This is a genomic window from Psychroflexus sp. ALD_RP9 (assembly GCF_017311165.1).
GTDB lineage: Bacteria > Bacteroidota > Bacteroidia > Flavobacteriales > Flavobacteriaceae > Psychroflexus.
The window spans coordinates 530,458-552,730 of the sequence record NZ_CP062973.1 but is presented as its reverse complement, the minus strand read 5'-3'; the positions used below and the strand labels follow the sequence as shown (position 1 = coordinate 552,730).

The window sequence follows — 22,273 nt, the reverse complement described above, 5'->3', positions numbered from 1 at the left end:
CCCGAGTTAATTAACTCGGGTTTTTTATTATGTCAATACTTAGTCAACAACAGCTTCATAATCTTGCTATGAATATTGTAGGAAAAGACCTTGAAGATCAAGGTTATGAATTCCTTGGCGTTAATAGTAAGCTTGGTAAAAACCCACAATTTGTAGCCATAAAATCATCTAAATTATTTTTTATAATTGTTAGAGCTGTTATCTATCCTGATAATCCTGTGATTTATAATGAAGATCTAGTCAATAAAATCAGAAGTCATGCTGTTAAATTTAAGGCAAGAACTTTTTACGCAGGAGTTGGTATAGCTAATTCGGTTGATTATAGTATACCTATAAGCTCTGATGATGATTATGTAGTTAATTATTCTGGCTTAATAGAAGTTAAGCCTTAAGTTTTAAGAGGTTTTTTACAAACAGGTATTGCCTCATACTTATTGATTCTATAGCGATCTATTAGATAGTCATCTAACTCTGAAGCATATTTATTAGCCTCAACTTCAAAACCTACGCTTCTTAACTTATCATAATAATCTTGGCCATATATTCTTACATGATCATATTGTCCGAATATTTCATTTCTCTGCTTCTTATCGGTTATACTATCATCAGAATAAGTCTGATTTCTATTCTCATCTATTGGTATTTGAAGTATAGCTGTTCCACCCGGCTTTAACACTCTAAAGATTTCCATCATAGCTTTAGTATCATCTTTAATGTGTTCAAGCACATGATTACATAAAATAAAATCAAATGAATTATTATCAAATGGTAAATTGCATATATCTGCTTTTATATCTGCAAGTGGAGATTCTAAATCTGTGGTTGTGTAATTAAGGTGGCCAAGTTTTTTAAATTTTTTATAAAATGCTTGCTCTGGGGCAAAATGAAGTAATGATTGTTTCTTTGTCATTAAATCTGTCTCATTTAAAAGATATAACCACAATAGGCGATGTCTTTCTAATGATAAAGTTGAAGGTGATAATACATTTTCTCTTATCGTATTATAACCGTATGGTAAAAAACTTCTAAAAGTTTTACTGTCTATAGGATCTTCGTATTTACGACCATAGTAAAACAATGGTAATATAGGTTTGAGTAATTCACTTATCTTGATTAGAATTGGCCTAGGAATATGATTTAATATATGCTTAAAGAGTTTTTTCATCTAGGCTTAAATAAAAGTGCCCAGAGCGGGAGTCGAACCCGCACGCCCTAAAGGACACATGGCCCTCAACCATGCCTGTCTACCAGTTCCAGCACCTGGGCGTAAATAGAAGTGATCTGGCTGGGGCTCGAACCCAGGACCCTCTCCTTAAAAGGGAGATGCTCTACCAACTGAGCTACCAGATCTTTGGTTATGTTATTGTGATCTGGCTGGGGCTCGAACCCAGGACCCTCTCCTTAAAAGGGAGATGCTCTACCAACTGAGCTACCAGATCTTAAAAATGAACTTTTTAAACGCGGGTGCAAATATAGTATCTTAATTTATTTTATCAAGTCTAATTCGCTTAAATTTGTAGTAATTTTCAAAAAAGTTAAACATATGGAAAAGATTATAATTTGTGGTTACATGGGAGTTGGTAAATCTACTATTGCTAAACATGTTTCTGAAAAAAGCAAACTACCTTTTTTTGATTTAGATCAACTTATAATCTCACATGAGTCAAACTCAATAGATGAAATTTTTAAATCCAAAGGAGAAATCTATTTTAGGAAGTTAGAAAATGAACTATTAAATAACTTTTTGAAATCTAAAAAAAAATTTGTTTTAAGCTTAGGAGGCGGCACACCGCTTTATTATAACAATTCGAACATCTGTTTTGATCCAGATGATATCTTAAGCGTTTACTTAGAAGCTAATCTTGAACTTCTCGTGGAGAGGTTGTTTTTAGATTCTAACCGTCCGCTTATTGCTCACATAAAAAGTAGTTGTGCGCTAGAAGATTTCATAAGAAAACATTTATTTGAGAGACACCATGTCTACTCAAAGGCAAAACATAGAGTAAATGTCAATGATAAAACACCTTATGAAATATCTAATGAGATTATTAACTTAATGTCGTGAAATAATTTTGTTTATTACTCAAATCTACCTCTACGTGATTATTCATTGATGTAGATAGTGATAAGCCTTTAAAATCAGCTTTTACAGGGTATTTCTTATGACTTCTGTCTACTAAAACTGCTGTGCTTATGCTGTTAGTTTCACATTTTAATAAATAATTGACAGCATAGATTAAAGTTTTCCCAGAATTTAAAACATCATCAACGACAACAATATGTTTAGATTCTAATCGATTCAAATCTGAACTTATTGACACATTATTAATTGGTTGTTTTTTGTTTATATTTATTTTGATGAGACTAATTTTTTTTGAAGATTGTGCTTTTTCAATAACATTAGCCAAAAGTTCTGCTAACTGATATCCTTTAGCTTCTATTCCTGCAATAATTAATTCATCTACTTCATAGTGCCTTTCAATTATCTGATAGGCAATCCTATTAATTTTATTAAGCGTATCTTGGTGATTTAAAATTATTTTGGTGTTAATTTTCATGTTTATCTTCTTTTTCAGGGTCTAACCAATCATCAATTTCGCGACGGTCTTTCTTAGTGGGTCTTCCTGTGCCTTTTTTTCTATAGTAATCTTGCGTATGTTTTAGTAACTCTAATTTGTTTAAGTCTTCCTTAGGTGTTTTGTCTATGCAATATATACTAACAAGCTTAGCTCCAACACGAGATTTCGGTAAGTCAATAACCTCTATTTGATAATTAATTTGATTTTTGCGAACTTGGATACGATCTGAAGGATAAACCTCTCTAGAAGGTTTTACAACATCATTATTTATGCGAACATGACCTTTTCTGCAAGCCTTTGTAGCAATGCTTCTTGTTTTGAAGTATCTAACAGACCATAAGTATTTATCAATGCGCATAATAATAGTAACGATTTAGAGTTCAACTTAAACAAAAATACAAGAAAATTGTATCTTGCACCCAAAAGTAAAGTTAATGAAAAGAATAAGTTTTTTAGTATTAATTAGTGTCCTGTTTTTAAATATCAGCTGTGGTGATGATGACGATGGAGGTAATACTCTAGAACTCCGTGATGAAACTGAAGTTCGTGATGAAAATGCTACTCAAATCGAAGATTTTTTAGCAACACATTTTTATCGATTTGAGACAAATCCTAGTAATAATAACTATCAACGAATTGTATTTGACACAATAGCTGGTGAGAATAGTAATCAAACACCAATATTGGATTCTGATTTGCTAGAATCTAAGACTGTAATCAATAATGATATTGAGTACGAAATGTATTATTTAAAATTTCGTGAAGGAGCACCATCACAACGTCAACCCAAATTTGCAGATTCAACTCTAGTTACTTATGAAGGGTTTACACTTGATGGTGATGTTTTTGATGTCTCTCCCAATGCAGTTTGGTTCGACTTAACACAAGTAGTTAGAGGGTTTTATGAAGTTCTGCCAGAATTTAGAGGCTCTACTGGTTTAGATGAAAACTTAGATGGAACTATTACTTTTAATGATGATTTTGGTATTGGGGCTGTTTTTATCCCGTCAGGTCTTGGTTATTTTGCATCACCACCTGTTACTTCAGGTATAGGTGCTTATAGACCTATAATTTTTTCATTCCAGCTTTACCGTTCTAATTTATCAGATCATGATCGAGATGGCATCCCTAGTTGGATGGAAGATCTTAATAATGATAGACGCTTAAATAATGATGATACAGATGGAGATACAGCACCTAATTATCTTGATAACGACGACGATAATGATCGTGTTTTAACTATAAATGAAATTATTATTGACGAACAAACAGGAGAGCCAAGTTTTCCTGATACTAATGGCAATGGTACACCTGATTATTTAGATGAAACATATACTCCTGTAGCTGATTAAAAAAATAGATTAAATAAAAAAACCAAGCCCTAACTGGCTTGGTTTTTTATCTCTTGTTTTCGGTATGAAGAACGGTTTTAAACAGTTCTGTTTGTATCAAATGCTTCTAAATATTGAGCTACTCGTTGTACAAATTGGCCGCCAAGCGCTCCATTAACCACACGGTGGTCATAAGAATGAGATAAGAACATCTTATAACGAATACCAATAAAATCGCCTTCTGGTGTTTCAATTACAGCTGGAACTTTTCTAATTGCTCCTAAAGCTAAAATACCAACTTGTGGCTGATTTATAATAGGTGTTCCTAAAACGCTTCCAAATGTTCCAACATTAGTAACAGTGTAAGTTCCACCTTGTGTTTCATCAGGTTTTAGTTTGCCAATTCTCGCTCGGTTTGCTAAATCATTAACTTGTTTAGCCATGCCTAATAAATTTAATTGATCTGCATCCTTAATTACAGGTACAATCAAATCCCCATTTGGTAGAGCTGCAGCCATCCCTAAATTGATGTGTTTCTTCTTGACAATTTGATCGCCGTTTAATGAAATATTAATCATTGGGAAGTCTTTTATTGCTTTTGCAACTGCTTCCATAAAAATAGGAGTAAAGGTTAATTTTTCGCCCTCACGTTCTTGGAAAGTTTGTTTATGTTTATTTCTCCAGTTCCAAATATTGGTTACATCAACTTCAATAAATGATTGTACATGTGCAGATGTTTGTTTACTAGCTACCATGTGACTAGCAATCAATTTACCCATTCTTGTCATTTCAATTACTTCATCCTCAGCGTTGATATTGACAGGTGTTTCCGTTTTGGGTAATGCTTTTGCTGAATTCGCTTGTGTTGTAGCTTCTTTTGTTTTTTGAGGTGCTTTGTTTCTATTTTCTACATAGGTTAACATGTCTTCTTTAGTGACGCGACCTTCTAAGCCAGAACCTTCAACCTTTTCGAGTTCTTCTAGCGAAATACCTTCTTCTTTAGCAATATTTTTAACCAAAGGTGAATAGAAACGAGATGCATCTGAAAAATTATCTGAAGATGAACTAACCGAAGATTTTACTTTAGATATTTCATTTTCAAGTTCAGCAGCTTCAGAGTTTTTTGTGCTGGTTTTATCAGTTTTAGTTGAAGCTTCTTCATTATGATCGTTGTTTACTTCAGCTTCACCTTCAACTTCTATGATCGCAATTGTTTGTCCAACTTCAACAACATCATCAACTTCAAAGCGCTTTTCAACTAATACACCATCAACTTCACTAGGAACTTCAGAGTCAACTTTATCAGTAGCAATTTCTAAAACAGCTTCGTCAGCTTCAATGCTATCGCCAATTTCTTTCAACCAGTTAGTGATTGTTGCTTCTGCAACGCTTTCACCCATTTTAGGAAGTTTAAGTTCTATCTTTGCCATATTTTTAATGTAATTCTATTTTTTGAATATAAAATTGCGAATTTACTAAAAAAACGCCATTTATAGTTTAAATTTTGTTATAATTATAAACGCAGAACTTCACCTTGAGATTCATTAGAATCGCTCCCAACGCAAAAACTGCCTTGTTTTGGCTTGATTCTATAGTTTAAATTTAAGTCCTGCCAAGATAACATTTTTTCTATAATTGTTTGATAGCTTAATGCACTTGCGTCAAAAATAATCGTATTAAATTCTCTCAACGAATCTTTATTAATTACGACTTGGCTGCTAAATTTAATTTCCTCGAAGTTTTTTAAAACCGAATTAAACTGTGATTGATTTTCAGTTATAACGAGTGCTTTTTTATCTTTTGAGGTAATTTTTTTTGTCTTTGTTTTGTTTGGCGCTATATTGATTAGTAAATTTAAGGTTAATTTTAACACTGAGTTTATAATTGGATTTGCATAATACTTCTGATAAAACAAATGCATAGCTCCATAAAAGCGTTTGTAATAGGTCTTGTTTTTTTGAGTGCTTTCTCCTTTAAAATGGATTGAAGTTAATTTTCCATAATAATAATTGTCAAGACCTTTTTCAAGTAATTGATAACTAAAATCAATATCCTCGCCATACATAAAGTAGCGCTCGTCAAACCCATCGATTGCATGATAGTGTTTTTTTTCTAAAAACATGAATGCACCAACCAAAATTGAGGTTATTCCATTCTCGTGAGCTTGGTTAGTTGTATCATAATAATTTGATTTTAATCCTAGTAGTTTTTTAAATGCAACTTTAGGTGTTGGAATTTGGCGTTTAGATTCTGGGAGAAATTTACCTTTCCCGTCAATTAGTCGAGTACCTATAGCACCAATATTTGAGGTGTTTTCTTTGAAGTGAATTAACTCTTTAAAGCAATTTTCGCCAATGACTGTATCAGGGTTAAGTATGCATAAATACTTACCTTTAGCTTGTGTTACTGCTTGATTATAAGCTTTTGCAAAGCCTAAATTTTTAGAATTTGCTATACAAATAGTTTCAGGGAAGTATTGTTTTACTAAATCTAAGCTATCGTCTTTAGAATTATTATCAGAGACAATAACTTCAGCATTAATCCCTTTTATTGCTTTATAAACACTGTCAAGACAAAGAATAAGATAATAGGGTACTTTATAGTTTAGTATGATTATGCTTAGCTTCAATATTAATTTTTAAGAGAATTTTCAAAAGGAATACGGTTAGTAATACTTCTACCAAGCGTAACTTCGTCTGCAAATTCAAGTTCGTCGCCTACTGAAATTCCTCTGGCAATGGTAGATGTTTTAATACCTTGATTTTCAATTTGTTTATAAATATAAAAGTTTGTTGTGTCACCTTCCATTGTACTGCTTAAAGCAAAAATAAGTTCGGAAACTTTACCTTGTTTAACTTTTTCAACCAAAGGAGAAATGTTTAAATCGTTTGGACCAACACCTTCAATAGGGTTAATTTTGCCATTTAAGATGTGATATATTCCGCGGTATTGCTCTGTGTTTTCAATAGCCATAACATCTCTAATGTCTTCTACAACACAAATAATTGATTTATCCCGTTTTGGGTTAGAACAGATTTCGCAGATCTCTTGATCTGAAATATTAGAGCAGTTTTTGCAACGTTTAATTTTGGTTTTCACATCAATTAGAGCTTTAGCTAAATCGGTAGTAACCTCTTGGTCTTGATTCAGTAAATGCAATACAAGTCTCAGAGCGGTACGTTTACCAATTCCCGGTAAAAAACCAACTTCATCGACGGCATTTTGTAATAATTTTGAAGAAAACTCCATTGAAATTTTTTGTGGTTCAAAAATACAATAATTAGTAGGCTTACTTGGCTAATTTAGTAATTTTGTAAGCATATTTACAATTATGCAGCCTATTCATATTCTTGCACTTATCGCAATATATTTCGGAGTACTAGTTTTAATTTCCTATTTAACCGGAAAGGAAGATTCTAACGCAGCTTTTTTTAAAGCTGAAGGAAAATCACCTTGGTATATTGTAGCTTTTGGTATGGTTGGGGCATCTTTAAGTGGTGTTACTTTTATTTCTGTACCTGGTTGGGTTGGCGATGCTCAATTTAGTTATATGCAAGTAGTCATGGGCTATTTTGTAGGTTATATTATAATTGCTTATGTACTTTTACCTATCTACTATTCTTTGAATGTCACTTCAATCTACCAATATTTAGAACAACGTTTTGGGATGGTAAGTTACCGAACAGGAGCTTTCTTTTTCTTTATTTCTAGAGTTTTGGGGGCTTCATTTCGCTTGTTTTTAGTCGCAACGGTGTTACAGTATTTTGTTTTTGAAAGTTGGGGAGTTCCTTTTTTTGTAACGGTAATATTATCCATTTTATTAATTTGGATTTATACAGCTAAAGGCGGAATTAAAACTATAGTTTGGACAGATACGCTGCAAACACTCTTTATGCTAGGTTCTGTGATTATTGCTGTATATTACATTAGCAATGAGCTAAATTGGCATTGGGCAGACTTATTAAAAGCTGAAGAATTAAGTGCTTACACCAAAACTTTTTACTTTGATTCTATTTTAGATAAAAATTACTTCTGGAAATCCTTTATCAGTGGTATGTTTATTACCATCTGCATGACTGGTTTAGATCAAGATATGATGCAAAAAAACCTGACCTGTAAAAGCTTAAATGATGCCAGAAAAAATGTATTATCTTATGGTATGGTTTTTATTCCTGTAAACCTTGCCTTTTTATTTTTAGGTGCATTATTGTTTATTTATGCTGAACAACAAGGTATTGCCATTCCTGTTTTGGACGGAAAAACTAAAACCGATTTACTTTTTCCAGAAATCGCGCTCAATGCTGGATTGCCTGTTGGCTTGAGTGTAATTTTTATCTTGGGCTTAATTGCAGCTGCCTACTCTAGCGCAGATAGTGCATTAACATCACTTACTACCAGTTTTTGTGTTGACTTTTTAGCTATTGAAAAGCGGGAAGCCTTAAAACAAAAAAGTTTACGAAAAAAAGTACATGTTTTAATAAGTGTGATTTTAATTCTAGTAATCATTGCTTTTAAATATGTACTAGACAGTAATGTGATTGATAATTTACTGAAAGTAGCAAGTTATACCTATGGCCCACTTTTAGGATTATTTAGCTTTGGGATATTTACTAAATTTAAAATAAAAGATAAATGGGTATGGCTGGTTGCACTCTTATCTGTAGCTATAACTTATGGTTTAGGAAGCCTTCCTGCATCTTTTTTTGGCGGCTATCAATTTAATTACGAATTGTTAATTGTAAACGGAGCACTCACTTTTTTAGGATTAATATTGCTGCGTAGAAAGCATAACTAAAGTACAAGCGTGCACTACTTCAATATTATTTTTAGCTAGTAAATTTTCCAGTTCAGGATTTTGCGTACCAGGATTAAAAATAACTCGCCTCGGATTTAGTTGAAGTAAATAATCGTAAAAATCAGTTTGGTTTTTAGCACTTAAATAGAGTGTAACCGTATCAATATCTGAAAATACTTTTTTGTCTTTGTAGATTTTTATACCGTTAATTTCAGCTTCTTTTAAGCCTACTCCAACTACTGGATAATTATGCTTTACTAAACTTTCTAATGCTAAATAAGCATATCGATTGGGATTAGTTGTAGCCCCGATGATTAATGTTGTGTATTTTGTTTTCATTTTGTCAAATTTTTTTTAAGAATTGTTTTAGCTGATGTTAAACTCTGTTAAGACTTGTAACAAAGGAATGTTTATTGCGTTTAATATAATAGTTTATTAATTTATTTGAGTTAGCCTTCATAAATTTAATATATCTAAATATCAAGGAGTTAAATCTTTTTTTAACTCCTTTTTCTTTTTTTTAAAAGTTTTTATACTCTAAAATTAAACCGCTTAGCGATTATTCTCGTAAATACTTTTATCACAATAAAAGCATGTATCATGAATGTTCGCAAGTTATTAAAACGTACCGCAATAGGACTTTTTGCAAGTTTCTTTATTCTAGTTATTATTTTAATAGTTCATATTATAAATGTTACACCAGAATCAATAGATAATCCAACACTTCAAATCAGCCGTATAGATTTCGAGTCTTCATTAGATAGAAACACAGAAAATCAAATAAAATCGCAATTGAAATCTCTTCCAGCAGTAAAATCTTGGAGAATTAATAATGATACTGGTGTCTTAGTTTTTTTTTATGATAATCGGTATTTACAATCTCAAGATATAGTATCTCAAATAGATAAGAACACAAATCTTCATCCAAAATTATACAAATTATCCGATAGTCTTGCACAGCGAAAAGTGTGTCCCGTAGATCAAAATAGTTTCGCATATCACTTCTCTAAAGGCGTTCAACGAATTTTTAAATAATATTAATCCTAAATATATTACTTATGACTAACTACAAAAAAAGTTTATTAACCTTACTAGCTGTTGCGGGCATATTTACTGCTTGTAGCGATGACGATGATGCTAACAATACCGTAACAGAGCAAACGCTTTACGATAAATTGGGAGGAACTACTATGGTGACAGACCCAAATGATCCAAATAAAATGATCGAGCAAGGAAGACTAAGTTATCGTTCAGTTGTCGATTCTACTATAGTTTTAATTGTGTCAGATGTTATCGCTGAAGAAGAAGGTAACTTAGGTGCACATTTTGCACCAATACTAGCTGAAGTTTCTGCTGGAAATGAAACGAATGTTGCTGTTTTAAGTGATAATCTAACTGATTTTTTCTCTGCCAATACTGGTGGAGGCGAAACCAATACATACAATGGTTTGAATATGGTTGAAGCTCATGATCCAGAGCAAAATCCTAGAATGGGGGTGAAAGCTGATAATGGAGATTACGATAAATTTGTAAGTTATGTTGGGCAAGCTGCTGCCTTAAATGGTGTAACTGATCCAGAAATAATTAACGAAGTTGTTGAAGTACTTGAATCACTTAGAGCACCAATTGTTCAAGATCCCCAATAATGTTTTGTTTTTGTTGTGTTAATTAAGGGATGGTTTTTACCATCCCTTTTTTTATTTTTAGTTCCAACGAATTAAAGCGCTTCCCCAAGTAAAGCCACTTCCAAAAGCCGCCAAAATAACTAAATCTCCAGAATTAATTTTTCCTTTTTCCCAAGCTTCAGTTAAAGCAATAGGTATAGAAGCTGCTGTGGTATTACCATATTTCTGAATGTTATTATAAACTTGATTATCATTTAAACTAAATTTTTTTTGAATAAACTGCGAAATTCTCAAGTTGGCTTGATGAGGAATAAACATATCAATATCTGCAGCTTTTAAGTTATTCGCTTGAAGTCCTTCATTTATAACTTCAGCAAATCGAACTACTGCATTTTTAAATACCAACTGTCCGTTCATGTAAGGATAATAAGGGATATTTTCTTGTGGATTTTCTTTAATGATTTGCGGAACCCAATATTCGGTTGATGGGCCAATCAGAGAAAGTTCCTTGGCAAACTTACCTTCTGAGTGTAGATGAGTAGATAAAATTTTACCATTGTTTTCACTTCGGCTAATAATTGCAGCACCAGCACCATCTCCAAATATTACCGAAACATTTCGTCCTCTTGTTGTAAAATCTAAACCACCGCTATGATTTTCACTTCCAATCAATAAAATATTTTTATACATACCTGTTTTGATAAACTGATCTGCTACTGAAACCCCGTAAATAAACCCACTACATTGATTTCTAATATCTAAGGCAGGACATGTCTTTATTTCTAAAATATCTTGTACTTGAACACCACAACCTGGGAAGTAATAATCTGGACTTAAAGTTGCAAAAATTATTAAATCGATATCGTTTTTATCTATTCCAGCACGTTCTATTGCAATTCTAGCTGCTTTAGCGCCCATTGTTGCAGTAGAGTCGCCTGTGTTTTTTTTGATGTGACGTCGCTCTTTAATTCCTGTTCTTTCCTGAATCCATTCATCACTAGTGTCCATAATTTTAGACAAATCTTCATTAGTAACAACTTGTTCAGGTAAATATTTACCTAGTCCTTTTATAGTAGAATTGTACATTTATATTGCTTTTTAATTGCAATATACGTAAAATGAAAACTTTTTATTATTAATTATTTAAAAAGAAAACGCCCAAATTGCAATAAATTTAAGGGCGTTTTCCCAACCAACCTAACCAATAAAACTTTTATATATAGCGTTTGTAATCATTTATAGAGACTTTAGCTTTCAAGTCATTTAGTAAATTATAAAGACCAAAAAAAGTTCTATTTATATATAAGAAATGTTTACTTCCGCGATTACCATTCATTTTTCTCAGTTCTTTATCACTAGAATATTTTTCGCTTAAATTTGAAACCTGTTGCCAAAACTCATCGTCACCAAAATCAAATTCTTCACTATGAAAAGGTTTAGTAAACAAGCTCAGCATTTCATGAAATAATTTTGAAAAATAGGCTACTTCATTTGGTTGATCATCCTCTCGTAATATCTCTAGCTCCCTCAATTTATTTTCAAAAATTTCAGGATTATCTATATTTTTTGGTTCTGCTAATTCAAAATAAGGTGTGTAAAATTGATTTGGAATAACTTTAATACAGCCAAAATCAATAGCAATTAAGTTGTAATTCTTATCGATTAAAAAATTTCCAGGATGTGGGTCGGCATGAACTTCTTTCAGATGATGAATTTGAAACATATAGAAATTCCAAAGTGTTTGACCAATTTTATTGCCTTGTTCTTGCGTAAACTTGGTTTTTGTAAACTCGCTTAAATGCTGTCCGTGCATCCAATCCATTGTGATAATGCGTTCACTAGAAAGTTCAGGATAGTATTTTGGAAACTTAAGATTTGGAATTGCTTGGCAAGCTTCAGAAATACGTTGGCTTTGTTCAACCTCTAAAATATAATCAGTTTCTTCAAGGAGTTTGTCTTCAATTTCTTTAAAGTATTTCTCAGAATCCTTTCCTTTAATGTTAAACATACGCATTGCAATTGGTTTAACTAAGGCTAAATCTGAACCAATACTATCAGCTACGCCAGGATACTGTATTTTAACAGCTAATTCACGACCATCTTTGGTTGCTTTGTGTACTTGGCCAATACTTGCCGCATTAACAGAATCTTTCGTAAATTCATCAAAGATTTCTTCAGGATATTGATCTAAGTATTTTTTAAATGTTTTTCTAACTAATGGTGCCGACAATGGCGGTACGCTAAATTGTGACAAGCTAAATTTTTCAACATAAGCATCTGGTAGCAAGCTTTTTTCCATAGATAACATTTGCGCTACCTTTAATGCACTACCTTTTAAACTTTTTAAGCTATCATAAATATCGCTCGCATTACTTTGGTCAAGTTCTTCACGCGTCGTGTTTGGATTAAATGTCTTTTTACCGTAGTATTTAAGATAGTTTTTCCCAATTTTAGCACCTGTAGAAACTAATTTAGAAGTTCTACTTAATTTACTTGTTGGTATTTTGTCTAATGTTTTCATCTAGGCTTTTACAACTTCTTTATAAATAAATTTCCCAAAATCAAAAACCTTATCTAATGGTGTATTGTCGAAAACATCAAAAATGGTGTTTACAGATTTTTCTATGGCAACATCTGTTTTTTCAAAATTGGCAGAATTATCATCTTTCCAAAATTTTAGCAAGAATAGAAATTGAATCCAAGCACCTTCAGAATATATTTTGGTGTTCTTTTTGAGTAAATTATTTTGCTTTTCGTCGTTATCGTCTTCAATTAATTCTGTAGCGAATGTTTTGATGTGTTTCCTAAGTTCTTTAAGCTGTTCTAAATTTTTCAATTTATCATCATGTTCATCTAAAACATAAATGATGTAGCTTCTATTTGCTGTAAAAATTTCAAATAAAGTATAAAAAAACGTAAGCATTTTCTCACGGCTGCTGTATGCATCAACCTCTTCGTTATTCTCAAGAAGTTGTGAAGCGTTTAAGTAAAATTGAGACCAAATATCTTTACGCAACGCATTGATACTTCCGTAAAACTGATAAAAATCTTGCTCTTTAAAATTGTTGTTTTTTGCAAATTTATAAACCGATTTAGGATGCATTTCATGTTCTAAAACATGGTCCATGTAAAAACTTAATAAATCGTGTTTAGATATTTTTTTTTTGCTTTTAGATGTTGATTTAGCTGCCATATTTATAAGCTTTTTACAAAGATAAGACTGTTTAATATTTTTGCTATAAGTTTAAACAAAATCTTTTGTTAAATCTGATTGTCACTTTTAAGTGTCAAGTTGTCACATATTTCAACTTGGTATTTACTTTGCCATGTGTTGATATAAAAATTATAATTATGTCTAAAGGTAATATTAACGTTTCAGTAGAAAATATTTTTCCACTGATTAAAAAATTCTTATACAGCGATCACGAGATTTTTTTACGTGAATTAATTTCTAATGCAACTGATGCCACTTTAAAGTTGAAGCATTTAGCCAGAATTGGAGAAGCTAAAATTGAAATTGGTCATCCAAAAATTGAAGTCAAAGTTAATAAAGACAACAAAACACTTCATATTATAGACCAAGGTGTTGGGATGACTAAAGATGAAGTAAAAAAGTACATTAACGAAGTAGCATTTTCAGGTGCTGAAGAATTCCTTGAAAAATACAAAGACTCTGAAGCTAAAGAAACCGGAATCATCGGTCACTTTGGTTTAGGTTTTTACTCGGCTTTTATGGTGGCTAAAAAGGTTGAGATTTTTACCAAATCATGGAAAGATGAACCTGCAGCTCACTGGACTTGCGAAGGTACGACTGAGTTTAGCTTAGAAGAGCATGATAAAAAAGATCGTGGTACCGAAATTGTTTTACATATTAATGATGATGAAGAAGAATTTTTAGAAGAACCGAAAATTCGTGAGCTGTTAACCAAATATAATAAGTTTATGCCGGTGCCAATTAAATTTGGTACTAAAGAAAAAGAGCTTCCAAAAGCCGAAGACGCTTCCGAAACGTCGGAAGAAGACGAAAAACCTAAAACGGTTACAGTAGATGACATTATCAATAATCCTGATCCAGCTTGGACAAAGCAACCAAACGAATTAGAAGAAGACGATTATAAAAATTTTTACCGCGAACTCTACCCAATGCAGTTCGAGGAACCTTTATTTCATATTCACTTAAATGTAGATTATCCTTTTAACTTAACCGGAATATTGTATTTCCCTAAGTTAACTAACGACATGTCGGTGCAAAAAGATAAAATTCAACTTTACCAAAATCAAGTCTTTGTAACTGACAATGTAGAAGGTATAGTTCCTGAATTTTTAACTATGTTGCGAGGAGTAATCGATTCGCCAGACATCCCACTAAATGTCTCGCGATCTTATTTACAAGCCGATGGTGCGGTAAAAAAGATTTCTAGTTACATTACCCGTAAAGTTGCAGATAAGTTAAAGTCACTTTTTAATAATGATCGTGAAGATTTCGAAAAGAAATGGAATGATATTAAAGTTGTGATTGAGTATGGTATGCTAACTGAAGATAAATTTTATGATAAAGCTCAAAAATTTGCCTTATATCCATCTGTTGACAATAAATTTTACACTTACGAAGAGTTAGAAGCCAAAATTAAAGATCACCAAACAGATAAAGATGATAAGCTGGTTATATTGTATGCTTCTAATAAAGAAGAACAACACAGTAACATCAAGGCTGCTCAAGATAAAGGTTATGAGGTTTTATTACTCGATTCACCTATTGTTTCACACTTAATTCAAAAAATTGAAAGTTCTAAAGAACAAAAAGTCAGTTTTGTACGTGTTGATAGCGACCATGTTGATAACTTAATTAAAAAAGAAGAAGAGCAAGTTTCTAAACTTTCAGATGAAGAAAAAGAAAAACTCAAAGAAAGTTACGAAGCTGTTGCACCAAAAGAAAAATATACAGTTCAGGTTGAAGCTTTAGATTCAAATTCGGCCCCAGTTATGATTACACAGCCAGAATTTATGCGACGTATGAAAGAAATGCAGCAAACTGGCGGCGGCGGAATGTTCGGTATGGGCAACATGCCAGAAATGTATAACTTGGTTGTTAATGCTAATCATTCATTAGCTTCAGAAATCTTAAGTATTGAAAATGATGATGATAAGCAATCTAAAATTAAACAAGCTTTAGATTTAGCAAAACTAGCACAAGGTCTATTAAAAGGAGAAGATTTAACCAACTTTGTTAATAGAAGTTTCGAAACGATTAAGTAATAATCATCTTTAAAATTTAAAAAAAGCTGTTTAGCAAGTTATTGTTAAACAGCTTTTTTATTTTTACTGTATAGAAATGCTGTTAAAATAATGCGCATGAAAAAATATCAACTCTTTGGTTTTTTGGTTTTAGTCTGTCTAGGATGCAATAATTCATCAAAAAATGAAACTCAATCAACAACAAGAAACACTGAAGTCACTCAACAAAATCCATTGTCTGAAGCCCAACAATTAATTAAAAATATTCAGCATAGCCATAACGTAGATGCTTTTAAAAATCATGAAGCTGTTCAATTTAATATTAAGCTTCAATTAGGACAAAAAAAGCAGCTAGACGCAAAAATTAGTATGACCACAAACTCATCAAAAGTAGTTTTAGAAACATCAAAAGGAGTATCAATATATTATAATCAAGGTCAGTTTCATCAATTTCCGTCTTCAGCCAATTATAAGTCGGCACGATTCGATGTGTTAACTTGGTCTTATTTTTTTGCCATGCCATTTAAACTTGATGATGAAGGAACAAAGTGGCAGAATTTAGATGATAAGTTATTTCAGGAAGAAGTTTATAACTCAGCAAAACTCAGTTTTGAACCTCAAATAGGTGATGCACCAGACGATTGGTATGTGGTCTATGCCAACCCCAAAACACATTTGTTAAAAGCTGCAGCTTACATAGTAACCTTTAATCAAAGTACTCATGAAGCTGAAAAAAAACCACATGCTATTGTGTATAATAATTATTTTAGTTTAGATAAAGTGCCGTTCGCTAGCCAGTGGAAGTTTTATAATTGGTCTTCAGAAAATGGAATCTATGGAAAGCCTATAGGTAAGGCAAGTATCAGAAATCTAAAATTCATTTCGGCTAATCATTCTGTATTTAATATTCCTGAACAAACGAAACTAATTAACTAATTAAGACTTCAATTAAACCACTCATTAAAAAACTTGTCAACAAGATTTTACTCAGTATCTTTGCCAAAAATTTATATTCATGATTAATATTACATTACCAGATGGTAGCGTGAAGTCTTTTGAAAATGGTGTAACTCCTTTTCAAGTAGCGCAAAGCATCAGCGAAGGTTTAGCAAGGCAAGTTATATCTGCAAAATTTAATAATGAAACTGTAGAGACCACAACGCCGCTAACCACCGACGGTAGTTTAGTATTATTTACGTTTAAAAACGACGAAGGTAAACAAGCTTTTTGGCACTCAACATCACACGTTATGGCACAGGCTATTCAAGAATTGTATCCTGGTGTTAAGTTAACTATAGGACCTTCAATAGAAAACGGGTTTTATTATGATGTTGATTTAGGAGACCATAAAATTTCAGAAAACGATTTCCCGAAGATAGAAAAACGTATGCTTGAAATCGCTAGAGGTAAGCATGATTTTAAGATGCGAGAAGTGTCAAAAGATGAGGCGCTTGAGTTTTATAAAAACGAGAACAACCACTTTAAAGTAGAGCTGATTGAAAATCTTAAAGATGGAGATATTACCTTTTGTGATCACGATAGCTTTACCGATTTATGTCGAGGTGGTCACATTCCTAATACTGGGTTTATAAAAGCTGTAAAATTAATGAGTGTTGCTGGTGCGTATTGGCGAGGCGATGAAAACAACGAGCAGTTAACGCGTATTTACGGTATTTCATTCCCAAAGCAAAAAGAATTAAAAGAATATCTAAAACTTTTAGAGGAAGCTAAAAAGCGCGATCATAGAAAACTTGGAAAAGAATTAGGCTTATTTACTTTTTCACAAAAAGTAGGTCAAGGGTTACCTTTATGGTTGCCAAAAGGTGCGGCATTACGAGAACGTTTAGAAAATTTCATGAAAAAAGCCCAGGAAGAAGCTGGCTATGAAGCTGTTGTATCTCCGCACATTGGTCAAAAGGAATTATATGTAACCTCTGGACATTACGCGAAATATGGTGAAGATAGCTTTCAGCCTATCAAGACGCCAAATGAAGGAGAAGAATATCTCCTAAAACCGATGAATTGCCCACATCACTGCGAAATATTTAATGCAGAATCATGGAGTTATAGAGATTTACCCAAACGTTTTGCAGAATTTGGAACGGTTTATCGTTATGAGCAAAGTGGTGAGTTGCACGGTTTAACACGTGTGCGCGGTTTTACACAAGATGATGCGCATATTTTTTGTACACCAGATCAATTAGATGAAGAGTTTAAAAAAGTGATTGATTTAGTTTTATATGTATTTGGATCTTTAGGTTTTGAAAACTTTACGGCTCAAGTATCATTACGCGATCCAGAAAATCAAGAAAAATATATTGGCAGTGAAGAGAATTGGCAAAAAGCCGAAGATGCTATTTTAAACGCGGCCAAAGAAAAAGGTTTAAACTATGTAGTAGAAACAGGAGAAGCGGCATTTTACGGGCCAAAACTTGACTTTATGGTTAAAGACGCTTTAGGAAGACAATGGCAACTTGGTACTATTCAAGTAGACTATAATTTGCCAGAGCGTTTTGAGTTAGAATATAAAGGCAGTGATAACGAGATGCACCGACCAGTGATGATTCACAGAGCACCATTTGGTAGTATGGAACGTTTTATTGCTATTCTGTTAGAACATACCGCAGGTAATTTTCCGCTTTGGTTAATGCCAAAACAAGCTATTGTACTATCAATCAGTGAGAAATATGAAAATTATTCTAAAAAAGTTTTAAGTTTACTTAAAAATAACGAAATTCGCGCCGCAGTCGATCATAGAAGTGAAACCATGGGTAAAAAAATCCGTGAAGCTGAAATGGATAAGATTCCATATATGATCATCATCGGCGAAAAAGAAATTGAAGCTGATAAAATTGCAGTAAGAAAACACGGTGGTGAAGATTTAGGGCAAATGACAGTTGAAGAATTTGCGCAAATTGTCAACACTGAAATTAATAGAGATTTAAAAACATTTGAAGTTTAACATTAAAAAATTTTAAGCCATAGCATTAAGAAGAAAAAAATCAAAAGGTTCACCGAGGAGACAAACAGAAAATCCTCACAGAATTAATAATCATATCAAGGCACCTAAAGTTAGGTTAGTTGGTGATAACGTAGATGTTGATATTTACGATCTTAAAACCGCACTTGCCAAAGCTGAAGAATTAGGCGTTGATTTAGTTGAAATTTCTCCGAAAGCTGATCCGCCTGTTTGTAAGGTGATGGACTATAAAAAGTTTTTGTACGAACAAAAGAAACGCGAAAAGGCCTTAAAGCAAAAAGCCTCGAAAGTTGTGGTTAAAGAAATTAGGTTTGGACCTAATACTGACGATCATGATTACGAGTTTAAAAAGAAAAACGCCGAAAAGTTTATTAAAGATGGCGCCAAGTTGAAGGCTTATGTTTTCTTTAAAGGACGTTCAATTGTGTTTAAAGACAAAGGCGAAATTTTATTATTACGTTTAGCAACCGACTTAGAAGAAATTGCTAAAGTAGAACAAATGCCAAAACTTGAAGGAAAACGAATGATTATGATGTTAGCTCCTTCAGCAAAGAAAAAGTAAGTTACGATTAAATTTATATAAAACAGGATACAATGCCTAAAATGAAAACCAAATCGAGTGCAAAAAAACGTTTCAAACTTACTGGAACAGGTAAAATAAAACGTAAGCATGCATTCAAAAGTCATATTTTGACTAAAAAGTCTAAAAAGCGTAAATTAAAGTTAACGCACAGTGCTTTAGTGCACAAATCTGATGTAGACAGTATAAAAACACAATTACGATTAAAGTAATTGTTTTTATAGGTTTATTAATTATTAATTAATCCATGGAGTACGGCCTCAAAACGATTTTAAATCTGCCTACTACAAAAAAACATTAAATTATGCCAAGATCAACAAACTCAGTAGCGTCTAGAGCAAGACGAAAAAAAATCATGAAGCAAGCTAAAGGTTATTACGGAAGACGTAAAAACGTTTGGACAGTTGCTAAAAATGCAGTCGAAAAAGCAATGTTATATGCTTACAGAGACCGCAAACAAAAAAAGAGAAATTTTAGATCACTTTGGATTGTGAGAATTAATGCCGCTGCTAGACTTCACGGTATGTCATACTCACAATTTATGGGGAAAGTTAAAAAGCACAATATCGAATTAAACCGTAAGGTTTTAGCCGATTTAGCAGTTAATAATCCAGACGCCTTTAAAGCCGTCGTTGATCAAATAAAATAAATTTCTAATCATAAATTCTCGTAACTTATCTAAAGCCTGATTGATTTTTCAATTAGGCTTTTTTAATTTTATAAAATGGAAATATCAGATCAACTAAACCGACCTTTGTCAATTAGCAAAACACCTCAAAAATTAATATGCCTTGTTCCAAGCTTAACAGAACTCTTAGTTGAATTAGGTTTAGCATATAAATTGGTTGGTGTAACAAAGTTTTGTGTTCACCCAAAGAATATTCGTCAAGAAGCACAAATTATCGGCGGGACAAAATCTGTTAAATATCATAAAATAACGCAATTACAACCTGATTTTATTTTAGCAAATAAAGAAGAAAACACGCCTGAAATTGTTAGTGAACTTGAGCAAAACTATAGGGTTTACGTTTCGGATATTTCAACTATTGAGGATTTAATCGATTTAGTTGAAGACTTAAGTCTTGTTTTTGAAATACAAACTAAAGCTAATGATTTTATAGAGCTACTTATGTCTAAATTCGAATTTTTTAAAAAAGAAATAAGTCATTTCCCTTCAGTTGATGTTGCTTATTTTATTTGGCGTGAACCATGGATGGTTGCAGGGCATTCTAATTTTATAAATTATATGCTTCAACTATGTAAGATGAATAATGTTTATCGACATTTATCGCGATATCCTGAAGTTGATTTAGCTAATATGCCTCAGCTAGATTATGTTTTACTTTCTTCTGAACCATTTCCATTCACAGAACACAATTTTCCTGAAATCCCTCTAAAATCAGAACAAATAAAAATTGTAGATGGAGAATGTTTTAGTTGGTATGGAAGCCGACTTATAGCGGCTTTTGATTATTTATTAAAGTTGAGAAATTCGTTATAAACTATAAATTTCTTTTAAAAATGTTTAGTAGATTTACTTTTGGTCTATATTTACTAAAAATTTTATTTAGTGTTACATTATTCCATTCATCGTCATAATTCTTCTAAACAATGGGTTACTTTTGTTCATGGCGCTGGTGGCAGTTCTTCTATATGGTTTAAACAATTAAGAATTTTTAAATCTCACTTTAATATACTTCTCTTAGATTTACGTGGTCATGGCCGTTCAAAGCCAAGCTTAAAAGATAGTCTTAAAACCGATTATACTTTTGATGTTATTACACAAGATATTGTTGAGGTTTTGGATTATTGTAAAATTAAAAGTTCACATTTTGTTGGTATTTCTTTAGGGACCATTTTAATTCGTAATCTAGCTGAAAAACATCCTAAACGTGTTGAAAGCATGATTATGGGTGGTGCTGTAATGAAAATGAATGTGAGGTCTCGTTTTCTAATGCGAATGGGTGTAATTTTTAAGTCAGTTGTGCCTTACATGATGCTATATAAGTTATTTGCGTTCGTTATTATGCCACGTAAAAACCATAAAGCCAGTAGAAATTTATTTGTACGAGAGGCTAAAAAGCTTTACCAAAAAGAATTTATTAAGTGGTTTAAATTAACTTCTGAAATTAAGCCGCTACTCCGTTTGTTTCGTCAAAAAGATATTCATATTCCTTCACTATATATTATGGGAGAACAAGATCATTTGTTTTTGCCATCAATAGAAAAGTTGGTTCAACATCACCAAATGGCTCAACTCATTGTTGTTAGAAAATGCGGACATGTTGTTAACGTTGAACAACCTCAAGAATTCAATTTAAAATCAATTAATTTTATAAAAGGCTTATCTAATTAGTTACCAAATACTGTTCTTAAAATATCTGAAGTTCTTGCACTTAGTTCATTTCTGATGTCTAGCTCTTCTTTTGCGATAGATTTAAAAACACCTTCAAGCGCTTGAGAAGTAACATAGTCTATTAGATCTGGATTAACATCTTTAGTAAACGGTAAGCGATTATATTTTGTGGTTAATTGAGACCAAATGGCATCAGCTTTAACACTTTTAAATTTTACGCTAACTATCGGAGACATCTTGTTATAAAGTTGTTGATAAGTTTTTTGTTTTAAATAAGTTGTTGCTGCGCTTTCATTGCCTTTAATGATATTAATACCATCTTCAACTTTTATGTTTGTAATAGCATCGGTAAAAATTGGGATGGCCTCTTTTGTAGCTTCCTCGGCAGTGTGGTTAAGTGATGCAACGGCTTTATCAACTAAATTGTCTAAACCAACAGCACGAAGTTTACGTTCAACATTTTTTATGTTTTCAGGAAACCCAATTTTTGCTAACTCGTTGTTTAAGAATCCGTTTTTAACAGTAAGTTTTTTAACTTCTTTTCTAACACCATTTTCGAGTGTTGTTTTAATAGCTTCAACAGCTTGTTGTTCTGTAAAATTAATTGACTCATCTCCTGAGATTACGTCTTTTAATCGGCCAAATTGAGCAAAAGTAGTAAACGTGCACAAGATCAAGCAAATGAATAATTGAAATTTTTTCATAACCTATGTTTAGATTTACAAATGTAGATAATTTTAATAAGCTCGCTGAAAGAATTATATTCTTAAAATTTTTGATATTTACTGAATT

General features: G+C 32.3%; 25 protein-coding genes and 3 tRNA genes. 14 read left to right on the top strand and 14 right to left on the bottom strand.

All coding sequences use genetic code 11. The features are described 5' to 3' along the window. The first annotated feature begins 29 nt into the window (after window positions 1–29). Window positions 30–392, top strand: a complete 363-nt coding sequence (locus tag IMZ30_RS02580) for a Na(+)-translocating NADH-quinone reductase subunit F (protein ID WP_207038988.1) — start codon at window positions 30–32, stop codon at window positions 390–392. On the opposite strand, the gene IMZ30_RS02575 is transcribed toward IMZ30_RS02580, so the two are convergent. From IMZ30_RS02575 to IMZ30_RS02560, 4 genes are all read right to left on the bottom strand, one after another. Further along, window positions 389–1,165: a class I SAM-dependent methyltransferase gene (locus IMZ30_RS02575; RefSeq protein ID WP_207038987.1), complete on the bottom strand. Its 777-nt coding sequence runs from the start codon at window positions 1,163–1,165 to the stop codon at window positions 389–391. The two genes, IMZ30_RS02580 and IMZ30_RS02575, sit on opposite strands and share 4 nt — an antisense overlap. 17 nt (window positions 1,166–1,182) lie before the next feature. Further along, a tRNA-Leu gene (locus tag IMZ30_RS02570) sits at window positions 1,183–1,266 on the bottom strand. An 11-nt stretch (window positions 1,267–1,277) separates the two neighbouring features. Then, window positions 1,278–1,350 (bottom strand) — tRNA-Lys (locus tag IMZ30_RS02565). 16 nt (window positions 1,351–1,366) lie between these two features. After that, window positions 1,367–1,439 (bottom strand) — tRNA-Lys (locus tag IMZ30_RS02560). 104 nt (window positions 1,440–1,543) lie between these two features. Here IMZ30_RS02560 and IMZ30_RS02555 point away from each other — a divergent pair. Beyond that, window positions 1,544–2,065: a shikimate kinase gene (locus tag IMZ30_RS02555; RefSeq protein WP_207038986.1), complete on the top strand. Its 522-nt coding sequence runs from the start codon at window positions 1,544–1,546 to the stop codon at window positions 2,063–2,065. Here the strand turns inward: IMZ30_RS02555 and IMZ30_RS02550 are convergent. Further along, on the bottom strand, window positions 2,049–2,558 hold the full coding sequence (locus IMZ30_RS02550) for a phosphoribosyltransferase family protein (protein WP_207038985.1): 510 nt from the start codon (window positions 2,556–2,558) through the stop codon (window positions 2,049–2,051). The two genes, IMZ30_RS02555 and IMZ30_RS02550, sit on opposite strands and share 17 nt — an antisense overlap. Next, the gene (locus IMZ30_RS02545) at window positions 2,548–2,937 is read right to left on the bottom strand and encodes an RNA-binding S4 domain-containing protein (protein WP_207038984.1); all 390 of its coding nucleotides are present in this window, start codon (window positions 2,935–2,937) and stop codon (window positions 2,548–2,550) included. Before IMZ30_RS02545 ends, IMZ30_RS02550 begins: the two co-directional genes overlap by 11 nt. A gap of 76 nt (window positions 2,938–3,013) precedes the next feature. Between IMZ30_RS02545 and IMZ30_RS02540 the strand changes: the two genes are divergently transcribed. Further along, window positions 3,014–3,931, top strand: a complete 918-nt coding sequence (locus tag IMZ30_RS02540; protein ID WP_207038983.1) for an FKBP-type peptidyl-prolyl cis-trans isomerase — start codon at window positions 3,014–3,016, stop codon at window positions 3,929–3,931. Between the two features lie 77 nt (window positions 3,932–4,008). On the opposite strand, the gene IMZ30_RS02535 is transcribed toward IMZ30_RS02540, so the two are convergent. From IMZ30_RS02535 to recR, 3 genes are all read right to left on the bottom strand, one after another. Beyond that, window positions 4,009–5,340 (bottom strand): dihydrolipoamide acetyltransferase family protein, encoded by a 1,332-nt coding sequence (locus IMZ30_RS02535; RefSeq protein WP_207038982.1) that lies wholly within the window; start codon window positions 5,338–5,340, stop codon window positions 4,009–4,011. A gap of 83 nt (window positions 5,341–5,423) precedes the next feature. Continuing rightward, entirely contained in the window at window positions 5,424–6,539 is a 1,116-nt protein-coding gene (locus tag IMZ30_RS02530; protein ID WP_207038981.1) for a glycosyltransferase family 2 protein, read from the bottom strand. 2 nt (window positions 6,540–6,541) lie between these two features. After that, window positions 6,542–7,159: a recombination mediator RecR gene (recR, locus tag IMZ30_RS02525; RefSeq protein ID WP_207038980.1), complete on the bottom strand. Its 618-nt coding sequence runs from the start codon at window positions 7,157–7,159 to the stop codon at window positions 6,542–6,544. 82 nt (window positions 7,160–7,241) lie between these two features. On the opposite strand from recR, the gene IMZ30_RS02520 reads away from it, so the two are divergent. After that, window positions 7,242–8,705, top strand: coding sequence for a sodium:solute symporter (locus tag IMZ30_RS02520; protein ID WP_207038979.1), 1,464 nt, complete (start codon window positions 7,242–7,244; stop codon window positions 8,703–8,705). Here the strand turns inward: IMZ30_RS02520 and IMZ30_RS02515 are convergent. Then, window positions 8,676–9,044 (bottom strand): CoA-binding protein, encoded by a 369-nt coding sequence (locus IMZ30_RS02515; protein ID WP_207038978.1) that lies wholly within the window; start codon window positions 9,042–9,044, stop codon window positions 8,676–8,678. The genes IMZ30_RS02520 and IMZ30_RS02515 overlap by 30 nt on opposite strands. 261 nt (window positions 9,045–9,305) lie before the next feature. On the opposite strand from IMZ30_RS02515, the gene IMZ30_RS02510 reads away from it, so the two are divergent. After that, complete coding sequence (locus IMZ30_RS02510; protein WP_207038977.1) at window positions 9,306–9,740, top strand: hypothetical protein; 435 nt, start codon at window positions 9,306–9,308, stop codon at window positions 9,738–9,740. Window positions 9,741–9,763: 23 nt separating this feature from the next. Next, entirely contained in the window at window positions 9,764–10,351 is a 588-nt protein-coding gene (locus IMZ30_RS02505; RefSeq protein WP_207038976.1) for a hypothetical protein, read from the top strand. A 57-nt stretch (window positions 10,352–10,408) separates the two neighbouring features. Here IMZ30_RS02505 and IMZ30_RS02500 read toward each other — a convergent pair whose 3' ends face one another. The 3 genes from IMZ30_RS02500 to IMZ30_RS02490 all read right to left on the bottom strand — a co-directional run bounded on the left by IMZ30_RS02500 (window position 10,409) and on the right by IMZ30_RS02490 (window position 13,523). Beyond that, window positions 10,409–11,416: a 3-oxoacyl-ACP synthase III family protein gene (locus IMZ30_RS02500; protein ID WP_207038975.1), complete on the bottom strand. Its 1,008-nt coding sequence runs from the start codon at window positions 11,414–11,416 to the stop codon at window positions 10,409–10,411. A gap of 127 nt (window positions 11,417–11,543) precedes the next feature. Continuing rightward, a complete protein-coding gene (locus IMZ30_RS02495; protein ID WP_207038974.1) occupies window positions 11,544–12,851 on the bottom strand; it encodes an ABC1 kinase family protein in 1,308 nt (435 codons plus the stop codon). Further along, the gene (locus IMZ30_RS02490) at window positions 12,852–13,523 is read right to left on the bottom strand and encodes a TetR family transcriptional regulator C-terminal domain-containing protein (protein WP_207038973.1); all 672 of its coding nucleotides are present in this window, start codon (window positions 13,521–13,523) and stop codon (window positions 12,852–12,854) included. A 158-nt stretch (window positions 13,524–13,681) separates the two neighbouring features. On the opposite strand from IMZ30_RS02490, the gene htpG reads away from it, so the two are divergent. The 8 genes from htpG to IMZ30_RS02450 all read left to right on the top strand — a co-directional run bounded on the left by htpG (window position 13,682) and on the right by IMZ30_RS02450 (window position 21,481). Continuing rightward, window positions 13,682–15,586 (top strand): molecular chaperone HtpG, encoded by a 1,905-nt coding sequence (gene htpG, locus IMZ30_RS02485; protein ID WP_207038972.1) that lies wholly within the window; start codon window positions 13,682–13,684, stop codon window positions 15,584–15,586. A 96-nt stretch (window positions 15,587–15,682) separates the two neighbouring features. Next, entirely contained in the window at window positions 15,683–16,501 is an 819-nt protein-coding gene (locus IMZ30_RS02480) for a DUF6503 family protein (protein ID WP_207038971.1), read from the top strand. 79 nt (window positions 16,502–16,580) lie between these two features. Then, on the top strand, window positions 16,581–18,527 hold the full coding sequence (thrS, locus tag IMZ30_RS02475) for a threonine--tRNA ligase (protein WP_207038970.1): 1,947 nt from the start codon (window positions 16,581–16,583) through the stop codon (window positions 18,525–18,527). A gap of 19 nt (window positions 18,528–18,546) precedes the next feature. Further along, on the top strand, window positions 18,547–19,107 hold the full coding sequence (gene infC / locus IMZ30_RS02470; RefSeq protein WP_207039669.1) for a translation initiation factor IF-3: 561 nt from the start codon (window positions 18,547–18,549) through the stop codon (window positions 19,105–19,107). Between the two features lie 32 nt (window positions 19,108–19,139). Further along, window positions 19,140–19,337 carry a 50S ribosomal protein L35 gene (rpmI, locus tag IMZ30_RS02465; RefSeq protein ID WP_073192061.1) on the top strand — a complete coding sequence of 66 codons (198 nt, stop codon included), beginning with the start codon at window positions 19,140–19,142 and terminating at the stop codon, window positions 19,335–19,337. A 92-nt stretch (window positions 19,338–19,429) separates the two neighbouring features. Further along, the gene (gene rplT / locus IMZ30_RS02460) at window positions 19,430–19,774 is read left to right on the top strand and encodes a 50S ribosomal protein L20 (protein WP_207038969.1); all 345 of its coding nucleotides are present in this window, start codon (window positions 19,430–19,432) and stop codon (window positions 19,772–19,774) included. A gap of 75 nt (window positions 19,775–19,849) precedes the next feature. Next, entirely contained in the window at window positions 19,850–20,626 is a 777-nt protein-coding gene (locus IMZ30_RS02455) for a helical backbone metal receptor (protein WP_207038968.1), read from the top strand. A 69-nt stretch (window positions 20,627–20,695) separates the two neighbouring features. Further along, window positions 20,696–21,481 (top strand): alpha/beta fold hydrolase, encoded by a 786-nt coding sequence (locus IMZ30_RS02450; protein ID WP_207038967.1) that lies wholly within the window; start codon window positions 20,696–20,698, stop codon window positions 21,479–21,481. Here IMZ30_RS02450 and IMZ30_RS02445 read toward each other — a convergent pair. Continuing rightward, the gene (locus IMZ30_RS02445; RefSeq protein ID WP_207038966.1) at window positions 21,478–22,185 is read right to left on the bottom strand and encodes a DUF4197 domain-containing protein; all 708 of its coding nucleotides are present in this window, start codon (window positions 22,183–22,185) and stop codon (window positions 21,478–21,480) included. The two genes, IMZ30_RS02450 and IMZ30_RS02445, sit on opposite strands and share 4 nt — an antisense overlap. Window positions 22,186–22,273: the final 88 nt, after the last annotated feature.